The sequence below is a fragment of the Microbacterium sp. Y356 genome (assembly GCF_059445355.1).
In genome coordinates, this window is the sequence record NZ_JCAIUE010000001.1 from 1,258,692 (window position 1) to 1,274,935 (window position 16,244).

Genomic DNA, 16,244 nt, shown 5'->3' on the forward strand with positions numbered 1-16,244 from the left:
GCCCCGTGCCGCGCGTCAGGTACGCAACGGCACTCGGACATCGCCGCCTGCTTCCTGAGTGAGGCGCTCTCCCATCTGGACGAACGTCGGGTCCGAGATGAATCCACCGGCGAAGAGCGCCTGTCCCTGTGTGAAACTCTGCGCCTGACGGATGTCCTCTTCTGGGACGAAGCCGAACACCTCGGCGAGCTCGGCGATGTCACGCGGCGCGTTGACGCGCATAAGACCGAGGTTGTCGCACTGCGAAAGCACGTTCGGATGGATCTTCGTCGGTCGCTGGGTCGACAGCAGAAGCCAGAGTCCGAACTTCCGCCCTTCTGCCGCAATCTGCACAAGCTGCTCGGTGAGTGCCCGCTCGACTGCGGTGCGTGGCTCCGGCGAGCAGAGGTTGTGCGCCTCGTCGATCACAATCAGGATGGGCCGACGACTCTCCCGCCGCGCCCAAAGTTGCTCAAGCACTGCGAGGGCCGCAACCTTGGGCTCCGCCGGGTGATCGAAGCCGCCAAGATCCAGAACCGTCGCCCTCGGCCGCTCCTCGATCACGTCGATGACGGATCCCGCACCTCTGGACCAGAGGTTCCACTCCAGAACCTGTAGGTTCTCCATCCGGTTCGCGAGCCGGATGCGCGCGGAATCACCCGAAGTACGGAAGTCCGCGAGCATCTTCGCGGCATCGAACTCCGTCGCGGCCGAGGCATCCTTGGCCCAATGCAGTAGGACGTTGTACTCCTCGGCGTCTGCGATCGGGTCCATCTGCAGAACCGCCGCCTGCGCCGCCGGAGACAGGTCAAGATATCGGGCGTGCAGCCGCTCGCCCTCCGATTCCCCGGATCTGAACACTCGAATGTCGCTCTGCGAGATCTGAGCGGCGTCCTCTATCGGCACCTCCGCTCTGACCTGGTTTAACCGCACGAAGTCTGCATTCGGATCGAGGATGACCATCGGCAACTCTGTGTGCAGAAGCAACTGCTCAAGCACGACACCGAGCGCGTAGGTTTTCCCGCTGCCGCTCTGACCGCACCAGAATGTGTGCCGGTTGAACCGACGAGCGTCAAGCGCAGCAGGTGTCACTGGATCGGTGATCGTTGTGCCGATGTTGAGAAGGGTCATCGGTGCTCTCTCTCGCGTGTGCTTCTAGCATGCCCCGAATGAGGGTGTGCGATCATCACACTTCGCGGGTGACGCGCAACCTCAGCGTCGGCGCGAGAATCGGCGGCGAGAGCGCATGGGATCAACTCTGCGCGCATCGTGCCGGTACGCCGGCGGAGAGATGGCAATCATGTCCGCATCCGAAAAATCCGCCTGGACTGGATGGGCAGCCTTCGCCGGCGTCATCATCCTGGTGAGTGGAATCTTCACCCTGTTGCAGGGCCTCGTGATATTGATCGGCCCACAGGCCTCCTACGTCGTTATCGACGGCTCCCTCTTCGTCTTCGATCTCGTCGGATGGGGCTGGTGGAACATCGTCGTGGGCGCACTTCTCACCGTCACTGCCCTCATGTTGTTCAGCGGTGCGGTCTGGGCCCGTGTCGTCGCAGTGGTCCTCGCGGTCATCAGTGCGGCCGGTCAGCTGCTCGTCCTTCCGGTACAGCCTTGGTGGTCGGTCATCGTCATCGCGATGGACGTTCTCATCATCTACGCACTCACCGTGCACGGCCACGAGCTGGCCCAACGTCGCACGGTGCGAGGGCGCGGGAGCCTCATATGAGCGAGCGGATGCCGCTCGAGCAGGTGCTGCGGCATCCGCTCTCCAATACACAATCGCGCGAGTCTGCCGCGCTGCTCGTCGGCGCGGCCGCGCTGATCATCGCAACCGGAATCGCGCTCTTGGTCTTCTGGGGCCACACGTTGGCGATCTCGGGGCCGGGGTCGATCGGTCAGTTCATCGCGATCGGTTCGGCGATAGCTGCGGTACTCGTTTTTCTCGGGACTCGTTCGCTCGCCGACTCTCGGCCGCAAGGAGACGGTGTGGCGGTGAGGATGCGCTGGTTCGACGCGGCGAGCGTCGCGATCGCGCACGGCGTCATCGCGCTGCTGGGATGGGTAGGAATGGCCGACATCGTGGAGCGCTGCTTCGTCGGGGCCGAAGTGTTTCCGGTGGCGGGGGCGGTGCTCGCTGGCGTGGCGATCGCGTGCACGGCGTACGTCGTCACGCTCTCGGCCGCGAACATGACCCCGACCCTGTTGTCGTTGGTGCTGATGGTGTTTCTCGTCGTGGGAATTCTCGCGAGCATGCTCAGTGCGTCGGATGACCAATGGTGGAAGCTGCATCTCAGTAGCCTCGGTGTCACCGATGACATCTCGGCGCTGACCTTCAATGTCACGGTAATCATCGCGGGACTCATGGTGACGGCGGTCGCTCACTTCGCCACAGCCGCGATTCCCGCAGCGAGTGCCCACGCGGCGCGAGGGCGCCGGATCGTTCGGCTTGAGCTGAGCGCGATGGGGATTCTGCTGTGCGGTGTCGGTCTCTTCCCCGTCGACCGATTCGCCACGCTCCACAACCTCTCAGCGATGGGAATGGCTGTCCTGTTCGTCGCGATGGTGATCGGCCTCCGGCGCAGCGTCCCGGCGACCCCGCATGTTTTCCTCACGCTGGGGTACGTATTCGTCGCCTGCATTGTGGTGCTCGCGGTCCTATTCACCACTGGCTATTACAACCTGACCGCGGTCGAACTCATCGCGTTCCTGATCATCTTCAGCTGGTTGTTGCTGTTCCTTCGCAACGCTGTTCCTCCGCAACTCCGGATCCCTGCGAGCGATCTCCGGGACTCCCCAATGCGGTGATCGCTCGCAAGGTCTCGTGTTAGGCGAGCGCCTTCGCCTTCAGCAGATCGAACTCGGCCGACGTGATCACGCCGGCGTCGAGGAGCGCTTGCCCCTTCGTGATGTCGTCCGCGGGCGAAGACGAACGCGCCGCCTCTCGGATATAGGCCTTTTGAGTGGCTCGCATCGCATTCATCTGTTCGCCTCGACGCTCTGCCATGCCCGCCCCACGGGCGATCAGGTAGACGAGCGAAGTGAGGAACGGTAGGAACACCAAGAAGATGATCCACACCGCTTTCATCCATCCGTTCAACGCGCTGTCACGGAAGATGTCCCCGATGATCGTGAAGACCACCATCAGGTAGGAGATGAAGACGAAGGACCAGAAGAACCAGCCCATAAGATTCCAGATGTTCATGCGCGACTCCTTCGATCGGGAGAATTCAATGCCAGATCTGAAGCTAGCCAGGCGTCGATGCGGTCGCGTCACCCTGCCCGGGTGACTCTCGCGGCACCGACGGAACCGGATTCACGGAGACCACCTCGATGTGGAGGTCGTCGAAGGCACCGAGTAAACCGAGCAGACGCGGTTGGTCATCAACGGCGCCAACGATGCTCGTCAACCCTCCCGGCCGCGCCTCGACGGTGAACCCATCCAACGCCTGCGCAAGTTCCGTGCTCATCCTTCCGCGGACGAGCACTTCGAAGACCTGGGTCATGACGGCATGCCTCCCTAAAAGCTCACACGTCGAGATGGTGCGTGAGCGTCGTCGTCTCATGATCGGCCGCATCGTGCAGTTTCGTCCTCATCCCGTATGGATGATCTCGTCGCGCACTGCGATACTGACGGTGAGAATGCGATGACCGCCATACCTCCCACCCCGGATCATGCCGTCGATCGTCCGCAGTTGTGCCGCCGACTCGATGAGGCTCTGTCCGCGCCCCTCAGCGTCATCGTCGCCCCGGCCGGTTCTGGCAAAACAGTACTGCTGTCGCAATGGGTGGCATCACACCCAGACTTCGATGTCATCTGGATGGGCATAGAGTCCGCCGACAGAGATCCACGCCACTTCATCGATCATTTGCTCAGCGGAGTGCGTGCCAATACTCGGGATACACCCGACCTCGGCAGGCCGCACGCTCTCAGCGACCGGGCGCTCGGCGAGCACGTGCTCGAAGCACTGATTACGGTCTTCAGGGAGAACCCCGGCATCGTATTCATCGTCGACGACCTGCATCTGCTGTCGGACTCACCCCTACTCGCGGATCTGTGGTGGCTCGCCGATCATCTGCCCGAGAAAACTCGCATGGTGTTCTCCTCGCGCGTCGACTTCGGTCTGCCCCTGGGACAGCACCGATTGCGTCACTCGCTTCTGGAGCTGCGCCAGGCTGACCTCGCCTTCGACGAGGGCACCACCGCCACTTTGCTTGAACGGATTGTCGGCACTCAAGTCAGTCAGGGCACACTCGCCGCCGTGATGGAGAGGACGGAGGGGTGGGCGGCCGGAGTGCTACTGACCGGACTCGGTCTGCGCAGTCAGTCCGACCCGGAGCGCTTCGCGCGACAACTACGGGGAACAGACCGCCTGATCTCGGAGTATCTGAGCGAACAGGCCCTCGGTCAGCAGTCTCCTCCGCGGCGAGCGCTGTTGTTGCGCCTGTCTGCCCTCGATCGGATGTCCGTTGACCTCATCGAAGCGATCATGGATGTCGACGATGCGACGTCGCTGTTCGAGGACCTGGAGCGCGAGTCGATGTTCCTCGTCGCGCTCGACAGCGACCGGGAATGGTTCCGATTCCATCCGCTCTTCCGCGAACTTCTGCGCTACCGACTGAAAGCGCAGAGCCGCGCCGAGGCAACAGCAATCCTCATCGCCGCGGCCGAGTGGCATCTGGGCCAGGAGGACGCGACCTCGGCGATCGAATACTTCCTCGAGGCGCATGCCTGGGATCGCGCGCTCGAGCTCATCGCAGGGCGTGGACGAGAGGTCTTCGAGCGAAGCACCACCGCGTCGATGAGCAGGTGGCTCGATGCGGTGCCGACCGAAGTTCGCGCGGCACGTCCGGATGTCGAAATCCTGCACGGCATGCTGCTGATGCTGAACGGCGATGCAGCCCGGAGTGAAGACATGCTCCGTCAGCAGGCTGCCCGATCGACCCTGACGCCGCATCAATCGGCGATCGTGCATACCTATCTCGCCGCCCGCGTGCAGTTCCGATCCGAACCCGCCGTCGCGCTGCACGAGGCAGGCTTGGCCGTCGATATCATCCGTGACCACCCGCACCTTCGCCCGCCAGTGCTGCTGGGGCTGACGCATCCGAGTCTTCTCCTCACCACGTCACTGACTTCGGGAGGTCGCGCGCATCTTTTTGCAGGCGACTTCGCGCCGGCCCGCAACTGGTTCGACGAAGCGCTCGCCTCCCCTGGTGCGCAGTACAGCCCGTACCGCATCCATCTGCTCGGTTCCCTCGCCCTGTTGGAGGCATGGTGCGGCCGACTGCCTGCCGCTTCTGCCCTGGCTGACGAAGCCCTCAGCCTCGCCGCGGAGACACAGCTTCTCTCGCATCCGTCTCCGGCGGACGCCTATCTGGCAGCGGCGTTCGTGGCCATCGAGCGTGGGGAACCGGAAAGCGCCGCGCTGAATCTGCATGAGGGCAGTCTCCGGGCCGACGCCAACCGCCGCACGCAGCTCATGTGGATCGCCCATCTCCAGCGGGTCCTGATCGACCGGGATGATGCCTCACCGGACGAGCACCTCTCGACGAATCCGCCGCCGATCGTCGCGGCAGCGCTGCAGGCGGAAGATGCCCGTATGCTCCGTCTCGAGGGCACCCCCTCGAGTACTTTCCGATCAGCCCCGTCCGGGAGCTGGTCCCCGCTCGCCTTCGAATCCGCCGCCGCCGCGCTGGCGAATCATCACCCAGATCTCGCGCGTGCCCATCTGGATGCCGCAGCGGCAGAGCAGTCCGAGCTGATGCCACGCGCGACGGTCGAACAGCTCGTACTGCGCGCCTGGCTCGCATCGAGCGAGAACGGTCCAGGTGCGGCCGGAGACACCATGCGATTGGCGATGGAACTCGCATCCCGTCACGACCTTGTCGCCGTCTTCGTGCGCGCGGGCCCCGAAGTACTCCGGCTGGCATCGGACCTTCCCGGCGCTCCGGCACGCTTCCGTGCACGCGTGTCCGAGCGGGCGCGTTCCCTCCGCCGCCCCCGGGCCACATCCCCGCAGTTGGCGGAGCAACTCACCGACCGTGAACTGGAAATCCTCGCGTATCTGCCGACCCGGATGACCAACACGGAGCTGGCCGCGCGATGCTATGTGTCGCCCAACACGATCAAGACACACATGGCGCACATCTACCGGAAGCTCGCGGTACCCAATCGCAATTCGGCCGTTGCCCGTGCCCAAGAGCTCGGACTTCTCTGAGCGCGCGATCGTCCTGCAGGCAAATCGCCCTGAAAGGGTGACGCGGTCGCGCGCCGTGCGCCCCAGAGTGACACGGTGAGCGATTCACGCATGTCCGAAGAGAGTCCGGCGCCACTTCGCCGCGCTGGACGTTCGCAGCGTTCACGATCAATCCAGATCACGGTCACCCATCCATTCGTCTTCGGCTTCGTGTTCGTCCTCGGTGGCCTCGGCGCGTTCGTTCTGGGACTGGCGCTGAGCTCTGTCACCACGATCCTGATATACATCGCTCTGGCGATCTTCATCGCCCTTGGGCTCGATCCGATCGTCCGGCGACTCGAAGGCAATGGCCTCTCTCGTGGTCGAGGGATCGTGTTCGTCTTCACCGCGTTCGTCGTCATCCTCGCGGTCATCATCACATTTGTCTTGCCTCCCGCGCTGCTGCAGGTTGCTGAGTTCGCTCGCTCCATACCCGCGTCCATCACAGATTTCCAGGCTTCAGATTGGTATCGCTCGTTCGAGGCACAGGTCGGCGACGTTGTGGGCACCGCACTCGATCAGCTCAAGCTGTTCCTCGCTGACCCGGGAAATCTGCTCGCCGTCGGCGGCGGGGTGCTCGCGGTCGGCTTCGGCGTCGGCAGCGCGATCTCGGGCGTGATCATCGTGGTCGTCCTCACGCTCTATTTCCTCGCATCCCTGACCTCGATCAAGGATGCCTTCTACACGCTCGCTCCTGCACGCGACCGGGCGACGCTCACATCGCTGACCGAGCGAATCACCGATTCGGTGGGCGGATACCTCATCGGCATGGTGGTCCTCGCGGCGTGCAATGCCGCCTTCTCAACCCTTCTGCATTTCGTTCTCGGGCTGCCGTTCCCCGCCTTCATGGGCCTGGCAGCCTTCCTGATCACGCTGATTCCCCTCATCGGACCGGCAACCTATTGGGTTATCGCGTCGCTCGTCGCGCTCTTCACCGACCCCGTACTCGCCCTCATCTTCGCTCTGCTTTATCTGATCTACATGCAGTTCGAGGCATACCTGCTGACGCCTCGGATCATGAACAAGGCGATCGCAATACCGGGTTCTCTCGTCATCATCGGAGCGCTGATCGGCGGAACCCTGCTCGGGCTCCTCGGCGCTCTGGTGTCGATCCCGGTCACAGCGGCGATCCTCCTGATCATCAAGCAGGTCCACATTCCCCGACAGGATGCGAAGATCTGAGAATGAAAGAGAACATGGCGCGATCGGCAGTCGACGAGCTTCAGCAACGGCTGACGCAACTCGAGGCGGAGAACACGGCGTTGCGCGCGGCGGCCGCAGGGGATGGCCTGCCTCCGACGATCGCATCCGGCAGTCGTCCGGTTCGAAAGCGCGCGTGGGGTCGCACCTTGCTCGCCACTGTGCTGATCGTGATCGGCGCACTGATCGCGCCCGTTGCCGTGGTGGCCGCGTGGGCGAATGTGCAGCTCACAGACACAGATCGATTCGTCACCAGCTACGCACCCTTAGCGAATGACCCGGCCGTGCAGGCGCTCGTCACCACGCAGGTAGTGAGCGTGATCGAGCAGCAGGTCGACATTCCCACGCTTACCGCCGATGTCATTGACGGTGTCATTGACCTGGGAACGGGTCCTGCGGCGACCCGCGCCCTGGAGCTGCTGAAGGGTCCGGCGACACAGGGTCTGCAGTCGTTGGTGGGAACAATGATCGGGCGGTTCGTCGAATCCGAGGCGTTCGCGAATGTGTGGGCATCGGCGCTTCGCGTGAGCCACTCGCAGTTGGTGGGCGCGCTCCAGAACGACCCGGATACGGCCGTAGATTTTGGACAGGACGGCACGATCGGAATCCAACTGGCGCCGATCATCGATGCAGTGAAGGTCGTCCTCGTCGAACAGGGCGTCGGATTTGCGGCGGCGATTCCGACCGTTGACCGGACGATCGTCGTGGCACAGACGGACTCGCTCGCAACCGTTCAGCTCGCCTACGGACTGGTGCTGGCTGCCGGTCTCTGGCTGCCGTGGATTACGCTGCTGCTGCTCGCTGCCGGGGTCGTCGCGGCCAGGCGGCGTTCCGTCGCCCTGATCACCGCATCGCTCTCTCTGGCTGCAACGATGATCATCCTGATCGCGAGCATTGCGATCGGGAGGGTGTTCTTCGACGCGGCGCTGCGCTCCGGCGCGATACCCGCGGATGCTGGCGGGGTGATCTACGAGCAGGTCGTCGGTGCGATGCGGGACACCTCCGTCGCCGTTCTCGTCCTCGCGCTCGCCACCGCAGCCGTGGCGTGGTTCACCGGGCCGTTCGATATTCCACGCCGACTGCGCGGGGCCGTCCGCGCCGGCGCGGGCCGGCTTCGCACTGCACTGGAGCGGCGTGGCCTCAGCACGGGTCGCGTCGGCGGGTGGCTGTATTCGCAGCGGGTACTTCTGCGCGTCGCCCTCGCTGTAGTGAGCGCCGCGATCGTGTTGCTCGTGCGTCCGCTCACTCCCGCGCTCACCTTGTGGACCCTTGCGCTGGCGCTGCTGGTGGCGCTCGTGCTGGAGGTCATCGAGCGTCCGCCGACGGCCCCGGTGGAGGACGAGTCCCCAGACCGCGAAGAGCTGTCACGGGTCTAGTCCATGAGCGAAATGCCGGCTATGAATCGTGAGAGGGAGGAAGTACAGCCGTTCGAGGCTCGCCGTGCTGCCGGTCGCGCCGCGCGCGTGCGCATGCCGCGATCTCGACTGGGTCACTGGATGCCTGCAGCGGATCGGCCCGACCCGATTTCCCTGCTGGAGGAGCAGGCACGCTCACGTGTGCGGGAGCTCGTGCCGGTGAGATACGCGCGAATGTCGGCATCGCCGTTCGCTTTCTATCGCGGTGCGGCGCTTCTCATGGCATCCGATCTCGCATCTTCCCCGCACAGCGGGATCACCGTGCAGCTCTGCGGCGACGCGCACCTGTCGAATTTCGGACTCTTCAGCACACCAGAGCGGCACCTCACGTTCGACATGAACGATTTCGATGAAACGCTGCCAGGGCCATTCGAATGGGATGTGAAGCGCCTTGCCGCGAGCTTTGCCGTGGCGGGTCGGCAGCGTGGTTTCAGCGCCGTCGAGACGCAGGCGAGTGTCAGGGCCGCGGCGAGCGGCTACCGCTCGATGATGAGAGCGGCGGCGAAGAACACCGTGCTTGGCGCCTGGTATGACCGGCTCGATGCCGAGCGCGCTCGACGATGGATCCGGGAGGAGCAGCGCGAGCGGCGGGCGAGCGATATCGAGGTTCAGCGCCTGGATTCCGCGATCAAGAAAGCGCAGAAGCGCGACCATCAGAAGGCGTTCGCGAAACTGGTGCGCGTCGTCGACGGCCGGTTGCGCATCGTCGCCGACCCGCCTCTGATCACCCCTGTCGAGGATCTCAACGTGGGCGGCGACGCTTCCGACGAGGTGAGCGTCATGCAAAGGGTGCTGGAGTCCTACCGGACAACGCTCGTCGGTACACAGCATCCGATCGCCGAATACCGCTACCGCCACATGGCGCGCAAGGTCGTCGGGGTGGGAAGCGTGGGGACGCGTGCATGGGTGATTCTGCTCAGCGGTTGTGACGATGGTGATCCGCTCCTACTGCAGGCGAAGGAGGCCGGGGCCTCGGTTCTGGAACGATTCCTCGGCCCGAGCGAGTTCGACAACCACGGCGAACGCGTCGTTCGTGGGCAGCGACTCATGCAGGCCTCCAGTGACATCTTCCTCGGATGGCAACGCGTCACCGGAATCGACGGACAACCACGAGACTTCTACGTGCGCCAATTGCAGGATGGAAAAGGGAGCATCGACCCCGATGCCATGAGCGTTCGAGGAGCCGCGCTCTACGCACGGATCTGCGGAGAAACGCTCGCGCGGGCGCACGCTCGATCCGGCGACCGGGTGGAGATCGCGGGATACCTCGGTCGGAGCGGCGCGTTCGATGAAGCGATCGTTGGGTTCGCCGACACCTACGCCGATCAAAACGACCGCGACTTCTTGGAGTTCTCCGCGGCGTTGAGCTCAGGACGACTTCCGCTGGGCGAGAACCACAGATGACTCTCCCAACGCACGTCGCGAGATCAGCGTCCGGATGGCGCACCGGATATTGGCTCATCATCGCGCTGCTCATCCTCACTTACGCGCTGTGCGCAGCACAGACCACGAGCGATCCGAGCCCGTCCGCGTTCGTTGTACAACTCGCCACGGTCGCCGCGGTCCTGCGGGTTACTGAGGCGCACGTGGGTGTGCAGCGCATCGCATGGTTTGTGCTGTCGTTTGCGGGCATCGCGGTCATCATCGTCGCGGTCATAGGTACGCGCGGCGCGGTACTCGACATCGTGCTGTCTGCAGCCTCGATGATCGCGTTCTTTGTCGCGCCAGTCGCCATCATCCGCCACCAGGTCATGCGGCGGGGCCTGGACATCGAGGCTCTGCTTGCCGCGACCGCGGCGTATGTGTTGGTGGGGATGTTCTTCGCTCTCCTCTACAACCTGATCTCGCTGCTCACGGTCACACCGACATTCGGGGATCAGAGCGTCGATTCGCTATCCAGCCAGCTCTTCTTCTCCTTCACCACGCTCACAACCACCGGCTACGGCAACATCGTGCCCGTCACCGCCGCGGTTCAGGGGATCGCAGTCGCCGAGGCCATCACCGGGCAGCTGTTCCTGATCACGGCCGTGGCGCGGATCATGCGCGGATCTCGTGGCCCCGCATCCGTCGGTATCACGCCGGATGCGGCAGCGAAGGAGACATCGTGAAGGAGACGCCGTGAAGAAGTGGAACGTCATCCTCGTCCTCGGTGCGGCACAGTTTGTCATGGTGCTCGACGGGACGGTCATGAACGTGTCGATCTCGACCGTCGTGAACGACCTGGATACGACGGTGGCCGCGATGCAGGCGGCGATCACGTTCTACACCCTGACCATGGCGGCTTTCATGCTTTTGGGGGCGAAGCTCGGCGACGTCTGGGGGCGTCGCCGAGCTTTCGTGATCGGCTCATGCATCTATGCGATCGGTTCGCTGATCACAGCTTTAAGCCCGTCGGTGGGTTTCCTCTTTCTCGGCTGGTCGGTGATCGAAGGGCTGGGAGCCGTGCTGGTGATCCCGGCAATCGCAGCCCTCGTTGCCGACAATTACCACGGTCACGATCGAGTTACCGCCTTCGCGATCATCGGCGCCGTTTCGGGCGCGGCGGTCGCTGCGGGGCCACTGATCGGCGGGGCCGTGACAACCTACTTCAATTGGCGATACGTCTTCGTCGCCGAGGTGGTGATCATGGTCGGTGTCGTCTTCTTCGCTCGCATCGTCACGGACGCCACACCACGCCAGAAAATGCGGATCGATATCGGCAGCGTTCTGATGTCATCCGCCGGCCTCGTGCTGATCGTGTTCGGCATGCTCCAGAGCAAAACCTGGGGATGGATCATCCCACTGCACACGCCCGAAGTCGCCGGGATCCCCCTGGCCCCTCTCGGCGTCTCGCTCACCGCCTGGTGCATGGCGCTCGGTGCCGTGCTGATCTCACTGTTCATCGGATGGCAACGCCGGCTCGTCCGCAACGGGCGAGCGCCGCTGTTGCAGACAGTGCTGTTCTCGATCGCACCGCTGCGCAGCGGTCTTTCAGTACTCGGGGCCCAGTACGCGGTGACCGCCGGGCTCTTCTTCATGGTGCCGGTCTATCTGCAGATGACGCTGGGGCTGGACGCGCTGGAGACGGGAATCAAGATCTTCCCGCTCTCGGTCTCCTTGATCCTCTTCTCGATCGTCGGCACGCGGCTTTCGGGGATGTGGTCGCCTCGGCGCATCGTGCGGGTCGGGCAGCTGATCCTGGTGCTCAGCGCGGTACTTCTTCTCGGCGCGGCCACCAGCGATCTGCGCGGCGGCCTGTTCGCCACCGGCATGTTCCTTGCCGGGAGCGCGCTGGGTCTGCTCGCCTCGCAGCTCGGCAACGTGAACATGTCGAGCGTGACCGAGAAGGACACCAGCGAGGTCGGTGGGCTTCAGGGCGTCTTCCAGAACCTCGGCTCTTCACTCGGCACTGCCCTGATCGGATCGATTCTGATCGGTGCTCTGTCCACGTCGTTCGCCTCCGGAGTCGCCGTCAGCGACCTTCCGGATGACACACGCGTCGCTGTGGCTGCAGCCACCGATGGCGGCGTCACGATCGTGCCAGCAGCAGACGTGGCAGCGCTCGCCGAACAGGCGGGTCTCACCGAAGAAGACGCTGACGAACTCGCTGATATTTACCGTGAGTCTCAGCTGTCCTCCCTGCGCGTGGCGTTTGTCGGGCTGATCGTGATCAGTCTTCTCTCGATGCTCTTTTCACGAGGAATTCCGACGGAAATCGCGATTCGGCGTCGAACGAGCGTTGGTTGACGAGCGCCTTGCGGTGTGAACTATGGGCGGATGAGGTGTTGGAAGGTTTCGAGGATGAGCTCCACGCTGAGGTGCTCGGGTACGTTGAGCTCGCCGGCTTCGAACTCGGCTAGCTCCACCCCGCGGATGCTCTCGGTCGGCAGTGCCGCGAAGATAGCTGAGATTTGGTGAGGACGTAGGCCGTCGGGGATCTTGTACGCCGCGGGAATGTAGCCGGGCTCGAGCACGTCCCAGTCGACGTGGATCCAAATGGGCCTACCCGCAACAAATTGGCTCACGGCCGCAGGCGTGCTCTCTGACGGAGAAAAGATACGCACTCCGGCTGCGGTCAAGAGTTCTCGTTCTGCTTCGTCGATGTCCCGGGCGCCGATGAGGGCAACCTGAGTGGGGGCCAGCCCCGCGCCGTGGCCGCTGTCCCAGAGCCCACAGGCCCCGGACAAGGCCATGCCGCCGAGGTAGCCAGAGCCAGTCGTATCTGGGGTGTTGAAGTCTCCGTGCGCGTCGATCCACAGGACCACTGCATCCGGAAAACGCTCTGCGACCTCCGGCAATGTTGCGAGGCTTGCCGCGCAAGTGTTCGTGGCAAGAATAGGAACCGATCCGACGTCAAGAGCTCGTCCGAGCGCCGATCGAAGTTCAGTCAGGACTGTGTTCGCGGCCGGGAGACTTTCGGTCCAGTCGTCATCGCGCGCTGGCGTTGGTGTTCCAATGTGAACAGGATCGACACCAAGGAGCGAGGCCAGAGCATCGCCTGTCAGACGAGCTCCCACGAGCGCTCCGTCTGTCCTGTCCGCAACGCGCCCCTGCGAAACGATCACCGTGTGCATTGTCATACTTCTCCCATCCGCCAGCTACCTATCAAAGTACTCTTTGGGCGCGGAGGCTCCTTAGTCCGGTGCGGATTTCGCTGATCATGATCTCGGGCTGCTCGAATGCCGCGAAGTGCCCACCCTTATCGGCTTCGCCATAGTGGATCAGATTGGAGTAGGTGTCTTCGATCCAGCTTCGTGGCAGAAGCGGGATGTCACGGGGGAACACCGTCACCGCGACCGGCAACGCCAGTTTGGGGCCAGCCATGCTGCCTCCTTTGTTCTCCCAGTAGATGCGGGCAGACGACGCGGCACTGTTTGTGAACCAATAGAGAGATACCGCGTCCAGGATTTCATCGGTGGTGAGGGCGTCCTCGGCCAGCCCGTGATTGTCGGTCTTGGATTGGAACTTGTCGTAAATCCAGGCCGCCTGGCCAGCCGGGGAGTCCGCCAGCGCGATTCCGATGGTCTCTGGTTTCGTGCCTTGAAGGTGGTTTGCTCCCCCCATGTCGCCGCTGTAGAGGGAGAGGGTATCCACGGCCCTCTGCTCTTCGGGCGAGAGCGTGTCGGGGATCTGTGCGGGGAAGGCGTATGGGCTGTTCAAGTGGATGCCGAGCAGACCCTCTGGCTGCATAGCCCCGAGGGCGGAGGTTACGACCGATCCCCAGTCACCGCCCTGAGCAGCCCACTTCTCGTAGCCAAGACGCTTCATGAGTTCCGTCCACGCGGTTGCGACACGTGTGACGTTCCACCCCGTCTCGGTCGGCTTTTGGGAGAATCCAAATCCGGGCAGAGACGGGACGACGACGTCAAATGAATCTTCAACGTTTCCGCCGAACGCCACCGGATCAGTCAGCGGGCCAATCAGCTTCAGGAATTCGACGATCGAACCGGGCCATCCGTGCGTCAGGATGAGAGGCATTGCATTCGGGTTCTTGGACTTGACATGAATGAAGTGAATATCCAGCCCATCGATCTCGGTCAAGAACTGTGGGAAACCATTGAGCTCCGACTCGAATCGACGCCAGTCGTACTCTCGCTGCCAGTAGGCGACAAGCGATTTTGCATGATCCAAGCGGACGCCTTGTGACCAGTCCGGCACAGTTTCCGGATTCGGCCAACGAGTTCTGGCCAGTCGCACCTTGAGGTCGTCGATCTCGGAGTCTGGGATCGCGACGGTGAATGGGCGGACGAGGGGCGAGAGTGAGGGTGTCGATGTGGTCATGGCCTTGTTCTCCTGAGCGTTTAGTTCGCAGCATGAGGATCTATTGCACAATGGTGTGCAATCCCAGTGATGTGCAAATCTACTTCATTGCACACTGTTGTGCAATGATTGGATTGTGCAGAACGAATCCGCCAGGGCGCGCTCCGTGAACGACACACGGAACCGAATCCTCGACGTCGCCCTCGAGGTGTTGGGACAGAATCCGGACGCCGGCATGGGAGACATCGCCTCTGCTGCCGGCGTGGTCCGCCGCACCGTTTACGGCCACTTCCCCACTCGCTCCGACCTCGTGCGGACTCTCACGCAACACGCAGTGAACGAGATGACAACCGTACTCACCGAGGTCGAAGACTCCGACGGAGCAGCCGACGCGGCGTGGGTCGATTTCATCGCCCGCCTGTGGCCCCTGGTGCACCGATACCGAGTGCTGTTGGCGCTCCGGCGAGGCGAGTACGGCGAGGAGATCCACGCCCTACTCGGCCCATTCGACAAGACCCTTGCTGGCCTCGTGCAACGAGGCCAGGACAGCCAAGTATTCGGACAACACCTGCCCGCGGGAATCCTCAGCCAGGTTGCCTATGCCGCCGTGTTCTCCATCGCGGACAGCGATCTTTCACATGAGAGCCCCGGCGCCCACGCGGCAACCATTACGAGCCTGCTCATCCTGGGAGTTCCCGAACCGCGCGCAAAGGCCCTCGTGGGCGACCGGCCGTGACGCGCAGCGGCTACGGGCTCGGCGGGGATGCTTCAGGGCGCTCCACACCTACGTGACTTCTTGTGCGTAGAGCCGGGTCACCGTGTCGACGAGGTCGGCGAGTCCGGCGGGCCGCGCGTCGCGCCACCAGGCGAGCCTCACCGGGATGCGGGGGCCGTCCTTGATAGGGCGATAACTGACCCCGGGCCGCGGGTGATGATGCGCCGTCGCTTCGGCCGTGGTGCCGACTCCGCGGCCCGCGGCGATGACATCGAGCCACCCATCGACATCTGTGGACTCGATGAATCGAGGCGCTCGCTCGGAGCCACGCCAGAGTTCTTCACTCGTCGTCCCGACCCGCGGATCGACCACGATGGTGCGCTCGGCGATCTCGGCCATGCTCAGCTGTCGTCGTCGCTTCCACTCCGGGTCGTCGGATGCGAAGGCGACGACCCGCCGTTCGAGACCGACCACCACGGATTCGAACCGGCGTTCGTCGACAGGACGACGACTGATCGCCACATCGCAGATACCCTCAGCCAAGCCCGCGGTCGGCGAGTTGTGACGTACCAGTTCCAGCTCGACTGCTTCGTGCTCCGTGCTCCATCGGCGTTGGAACGATGTCGTGCGGTGCCCGAGCGCCGCCCAGGCATAACCGAGCCGCAGCCGGGCATGTCGCGTCCGAACGAACTGGTCGAACCTGTCCGCCTCAGCGAGTACACGACGCGCGTGCACCAGGACCTGCTGACCGGCGCTCGTCAACTCACAGCCTCGGGGCACTCGTCGCAGAAGCTGCACACCGACGCTGCGTTCCAGCGAGGCAATCGTGCGGGAGACCGCCGCCTGCGAGATGTGTAGGTCCCCGGCCGCGTCCGTGAAGGAACCTGTCTCCTCAGCGGCGACGAACACTCTGAGCTCGCGCAAGGTCCAATCCATAACCTGAGCGTATGGCACAAGCAA

The 16,244-nt window shown here is 63.5% G+C and carries 15 protein-coding genes; 9 read left to right on the top strand and 6 right to left on the bottom strand.

The features are described from left to right. Positions 1 to 15: 15 nt before the first annotated feature. Positions 16 to 1,110 carry an ATP-binding protein gene (locus AC1C2Q_RS06055; protein ID WP_495449380.1) on the bottom strand — a complete coding sequence of 365 codons (1,095 nt, stop codon included), beginning with the start codon at positions 1,108 to 1,110 and terminating at the stop codon, positions 16 to 18. 169 nt (positions 1,111 to 1,279) lie between these two features. Here AC1C2Q_RS06055 and AC1C2Q_RS06060 point away from each other — a divergent pair, with 169 nt between their 5' ends. Together AC1C2Q_RS06060 and AC1C2Q_RS06065 are read left to right on the top strand one after the other, a co-directional pair. Then, positions 1,280 to 1,708 carry a DUF7144 family membrane protein gene (locus tag AC1C2Q_RS06060; RefSeq protein WP_495449381.1) on the top strand — a complete coding sequence of 143 codons (429 nt, stop codon included), beginning with the start codon at positions 1,280 to 1,282 and terminating at the stop codon, positions 1,706 to 1,708. After that, positions 1,705 to 2,787, top strand: coding sequence for a DUF998 domain-containing protein (locus tag AC1C2Q_RS06065; RefSeq protein ID WP_495449382.1), 1,083 nt, complete (start codon positions 1,705 to 1,707; stop codon positions 2,785 to 2,787). The genes AC1C2Q_RS06060 and AC1C2Q_RS06065 overlap by 4 nt, the downstream gene beginning before the upstream one ends. A gap of 19 nt (positions 2,788 to 2,806) precedes the next feature. Here the strand turns inward: AC1C2Q_RS06065 and AC1C2Q_RS06070 are convergent, their stop codons facing one another. Both AC1C2Q_RS06070 and AC1C2Q_RS06075 read right to left on the bottom strand, forming a co-directional pair. Next, the gene (locus tag AC1C2Q_RS06070; RefSeq protein ID WP_495449383.1) at positions 2,807 to 3,184 is read right to left on the bottom strand and encodes a PLDc N-terminal domain-containing protein; all 378 of its coding nucleotides are present in this window, start codon (positions 3,182 to 3,184) and stop codon (positions 2,807 to 2,809) included. Positions 3,185 to 3,227: 43 nt separating this feature from the next. Further along, a complete protein-coding gene (locus tag AC1C2Q_RS06075; protein ID WP_495430183.1) occupies positions 3,228 to 3,485 on the bottom strand; it encodes a DUF8691 family protein in 258 nt (85 codons plus the stop codon). A 141-nt stretch (positions 3,486 to 3,626) separates the two neighbouring features. Between AC1C2Q_RS06075 and AC1C2Q_RS06080 the strand changes: the two genes are divergently transcribed. The 6 genes from AC1C2Q_RS06080 (at position 3,627) to AC1C2Q_RS06105 (ending at position 12,556) form a co-directional block, all read left to right on the top strand. After that, positions 3,627 to 6,197: a winged helix-turn-helix domain-containing protein gene (locus tag AC1C2Q_RS06080; protein WP_495449384.1), complete on the top strand. Its 2,571-nt coding sequence runs from the start codon at positions 3,627 to 3,629 to the stop codon at positions 6,195 to 6,197. Between the two features lie 75 nt (positions 6,198 to 6,272). Then, positions 6,273 to 7,397: an AI-2E family transporter gene (locus tag AC1C2Q_RS06085; RefSeq protein WP_495449385.1), complete on the top strand. Its 1,125-nt coding sequence runs from the start codon at positions 6,273 to 6,275 to the stop codon at positions 7,395 to 7,397. A gap of 2 nt (positions 7,398 to 7,399) precedes the next feature. Continuing rightward, positions 7,400 to 8,791, top strand: a complete 1,392-nt coding sequence (locus AC1C2Q_RS06090) for a hypothetical protein (RefSeq protein ID WP_495449386.1) — start codon at positions 7,400 to 7,402, stop codon at positions 8,789 to 8,791. A gap of 21 nt (positions 8,792 to 8,812) precedes the next feature. Further along, entirely contained in the window at positions 8,813 to 10,234 is a 1,422-nt protein-coding gene (locus tag AC1C2Q_RS06095) for a DUF2252 domain-containing protein (protein WP_495449387.1), read from the top strand. Continuing rightward, complete coding sequence (locus tag AC1C2Q_RS06100; protein WP_495449388.1) at positions 10,231 to 10,938, top strand: ion channel; 708 nt, start codon at positions 10,231 to 10,233, stop codon at positions 10,936 to 10,938. Before AC1C2Q_RS06095 ends, AC1C2Q_RS06100 begins: the two co-directional genes overlap by 4 nt. A gap of 10 nt (positions 10,939 to 10,948) precedes the next feature. Further along, a complete protein-coding gene (locus AC1C2Q_RS06105) occupies positions 10,949 to 12,556 on the top strand; it encodes an MFS transporter (protein ID WP_495449389.1) in 1,608 nt (535 codons plus the stop codon). 20 nt (positions 12,557 to 12,576) lie between these two features. On the opposite strand, the gene AC1C2Q_RS06110 is transcribed toward AC1C2Q_RS06105, so the two are convergent. Together AC1C2Q_RS06110 and AC1C2Q_RS06115 are read right to left on the bottom strand one after the other, a co-directional pair. Continuing rightward, the gene (locus tag AC1C2Q_RS06110) at positions 12,577 to 13,389 is read right to left on the bottom strand and encodes an arginase family protein (RefSeq protein WP_495449390.1); all 813 of its coding nucleotides are present in this window, start codon (positions 13,387 to 13,389) and stop codon (positions 12,577 to 12,579) included. Between the two features lie 25 nt (positions 13,390 to 13,414). Beyond that, positions 13,415 to 14,590: an epoxide hydrolase family protein gene (locus AC1C2Q_RS06115; protein ID WP_495430191.1), complete on the bottom strand. Its 1,176-nt coding sequence runs from the start codon at positions 14,588 to 14,590 to the stop codon at positions 13,415 to 13,417. Positions 14,591 to 14,735: 145 nt separating this feature from the next. Between AC1C2Q_RS06115 and AC1C2Q_RS06120 the strand changes: the two genes are divergently transcribed. After that, positions 14,736 to 15,305 carry a TetR/AcrR family transcriptional regulator gene (locus AC1C2Q_RS06120; protein WP_495430192.1) on the top strand — a complete coding sequence of 190 codons (570 nt, stop codon included), beginning with the start codon at positions 14,736 to 14,738 and terminating at the stop codon, positions 15,303 to 15,305. A gap of 48 nt (positions 15,306 to 15,353) precedes the next feature. Here AC1C2Q_RS06120 and AC1C2Q_RS06125 read toward each other — a convergent pair whose 3' ends face one another. After that, positions 15,354 to 16,220, bottom strand: a complete 867-nt coding sequence (locus AC1C2Q_RS06125; protein WP_495449391.1) for a LysR family transcriptional regulator — start codon at positions 16,218 to 16,220, stop codon at positions 15,354 to 15,356. Between the last annotated feature and the right edge of the window lie 24 nt (positions 16,221 to 16,244).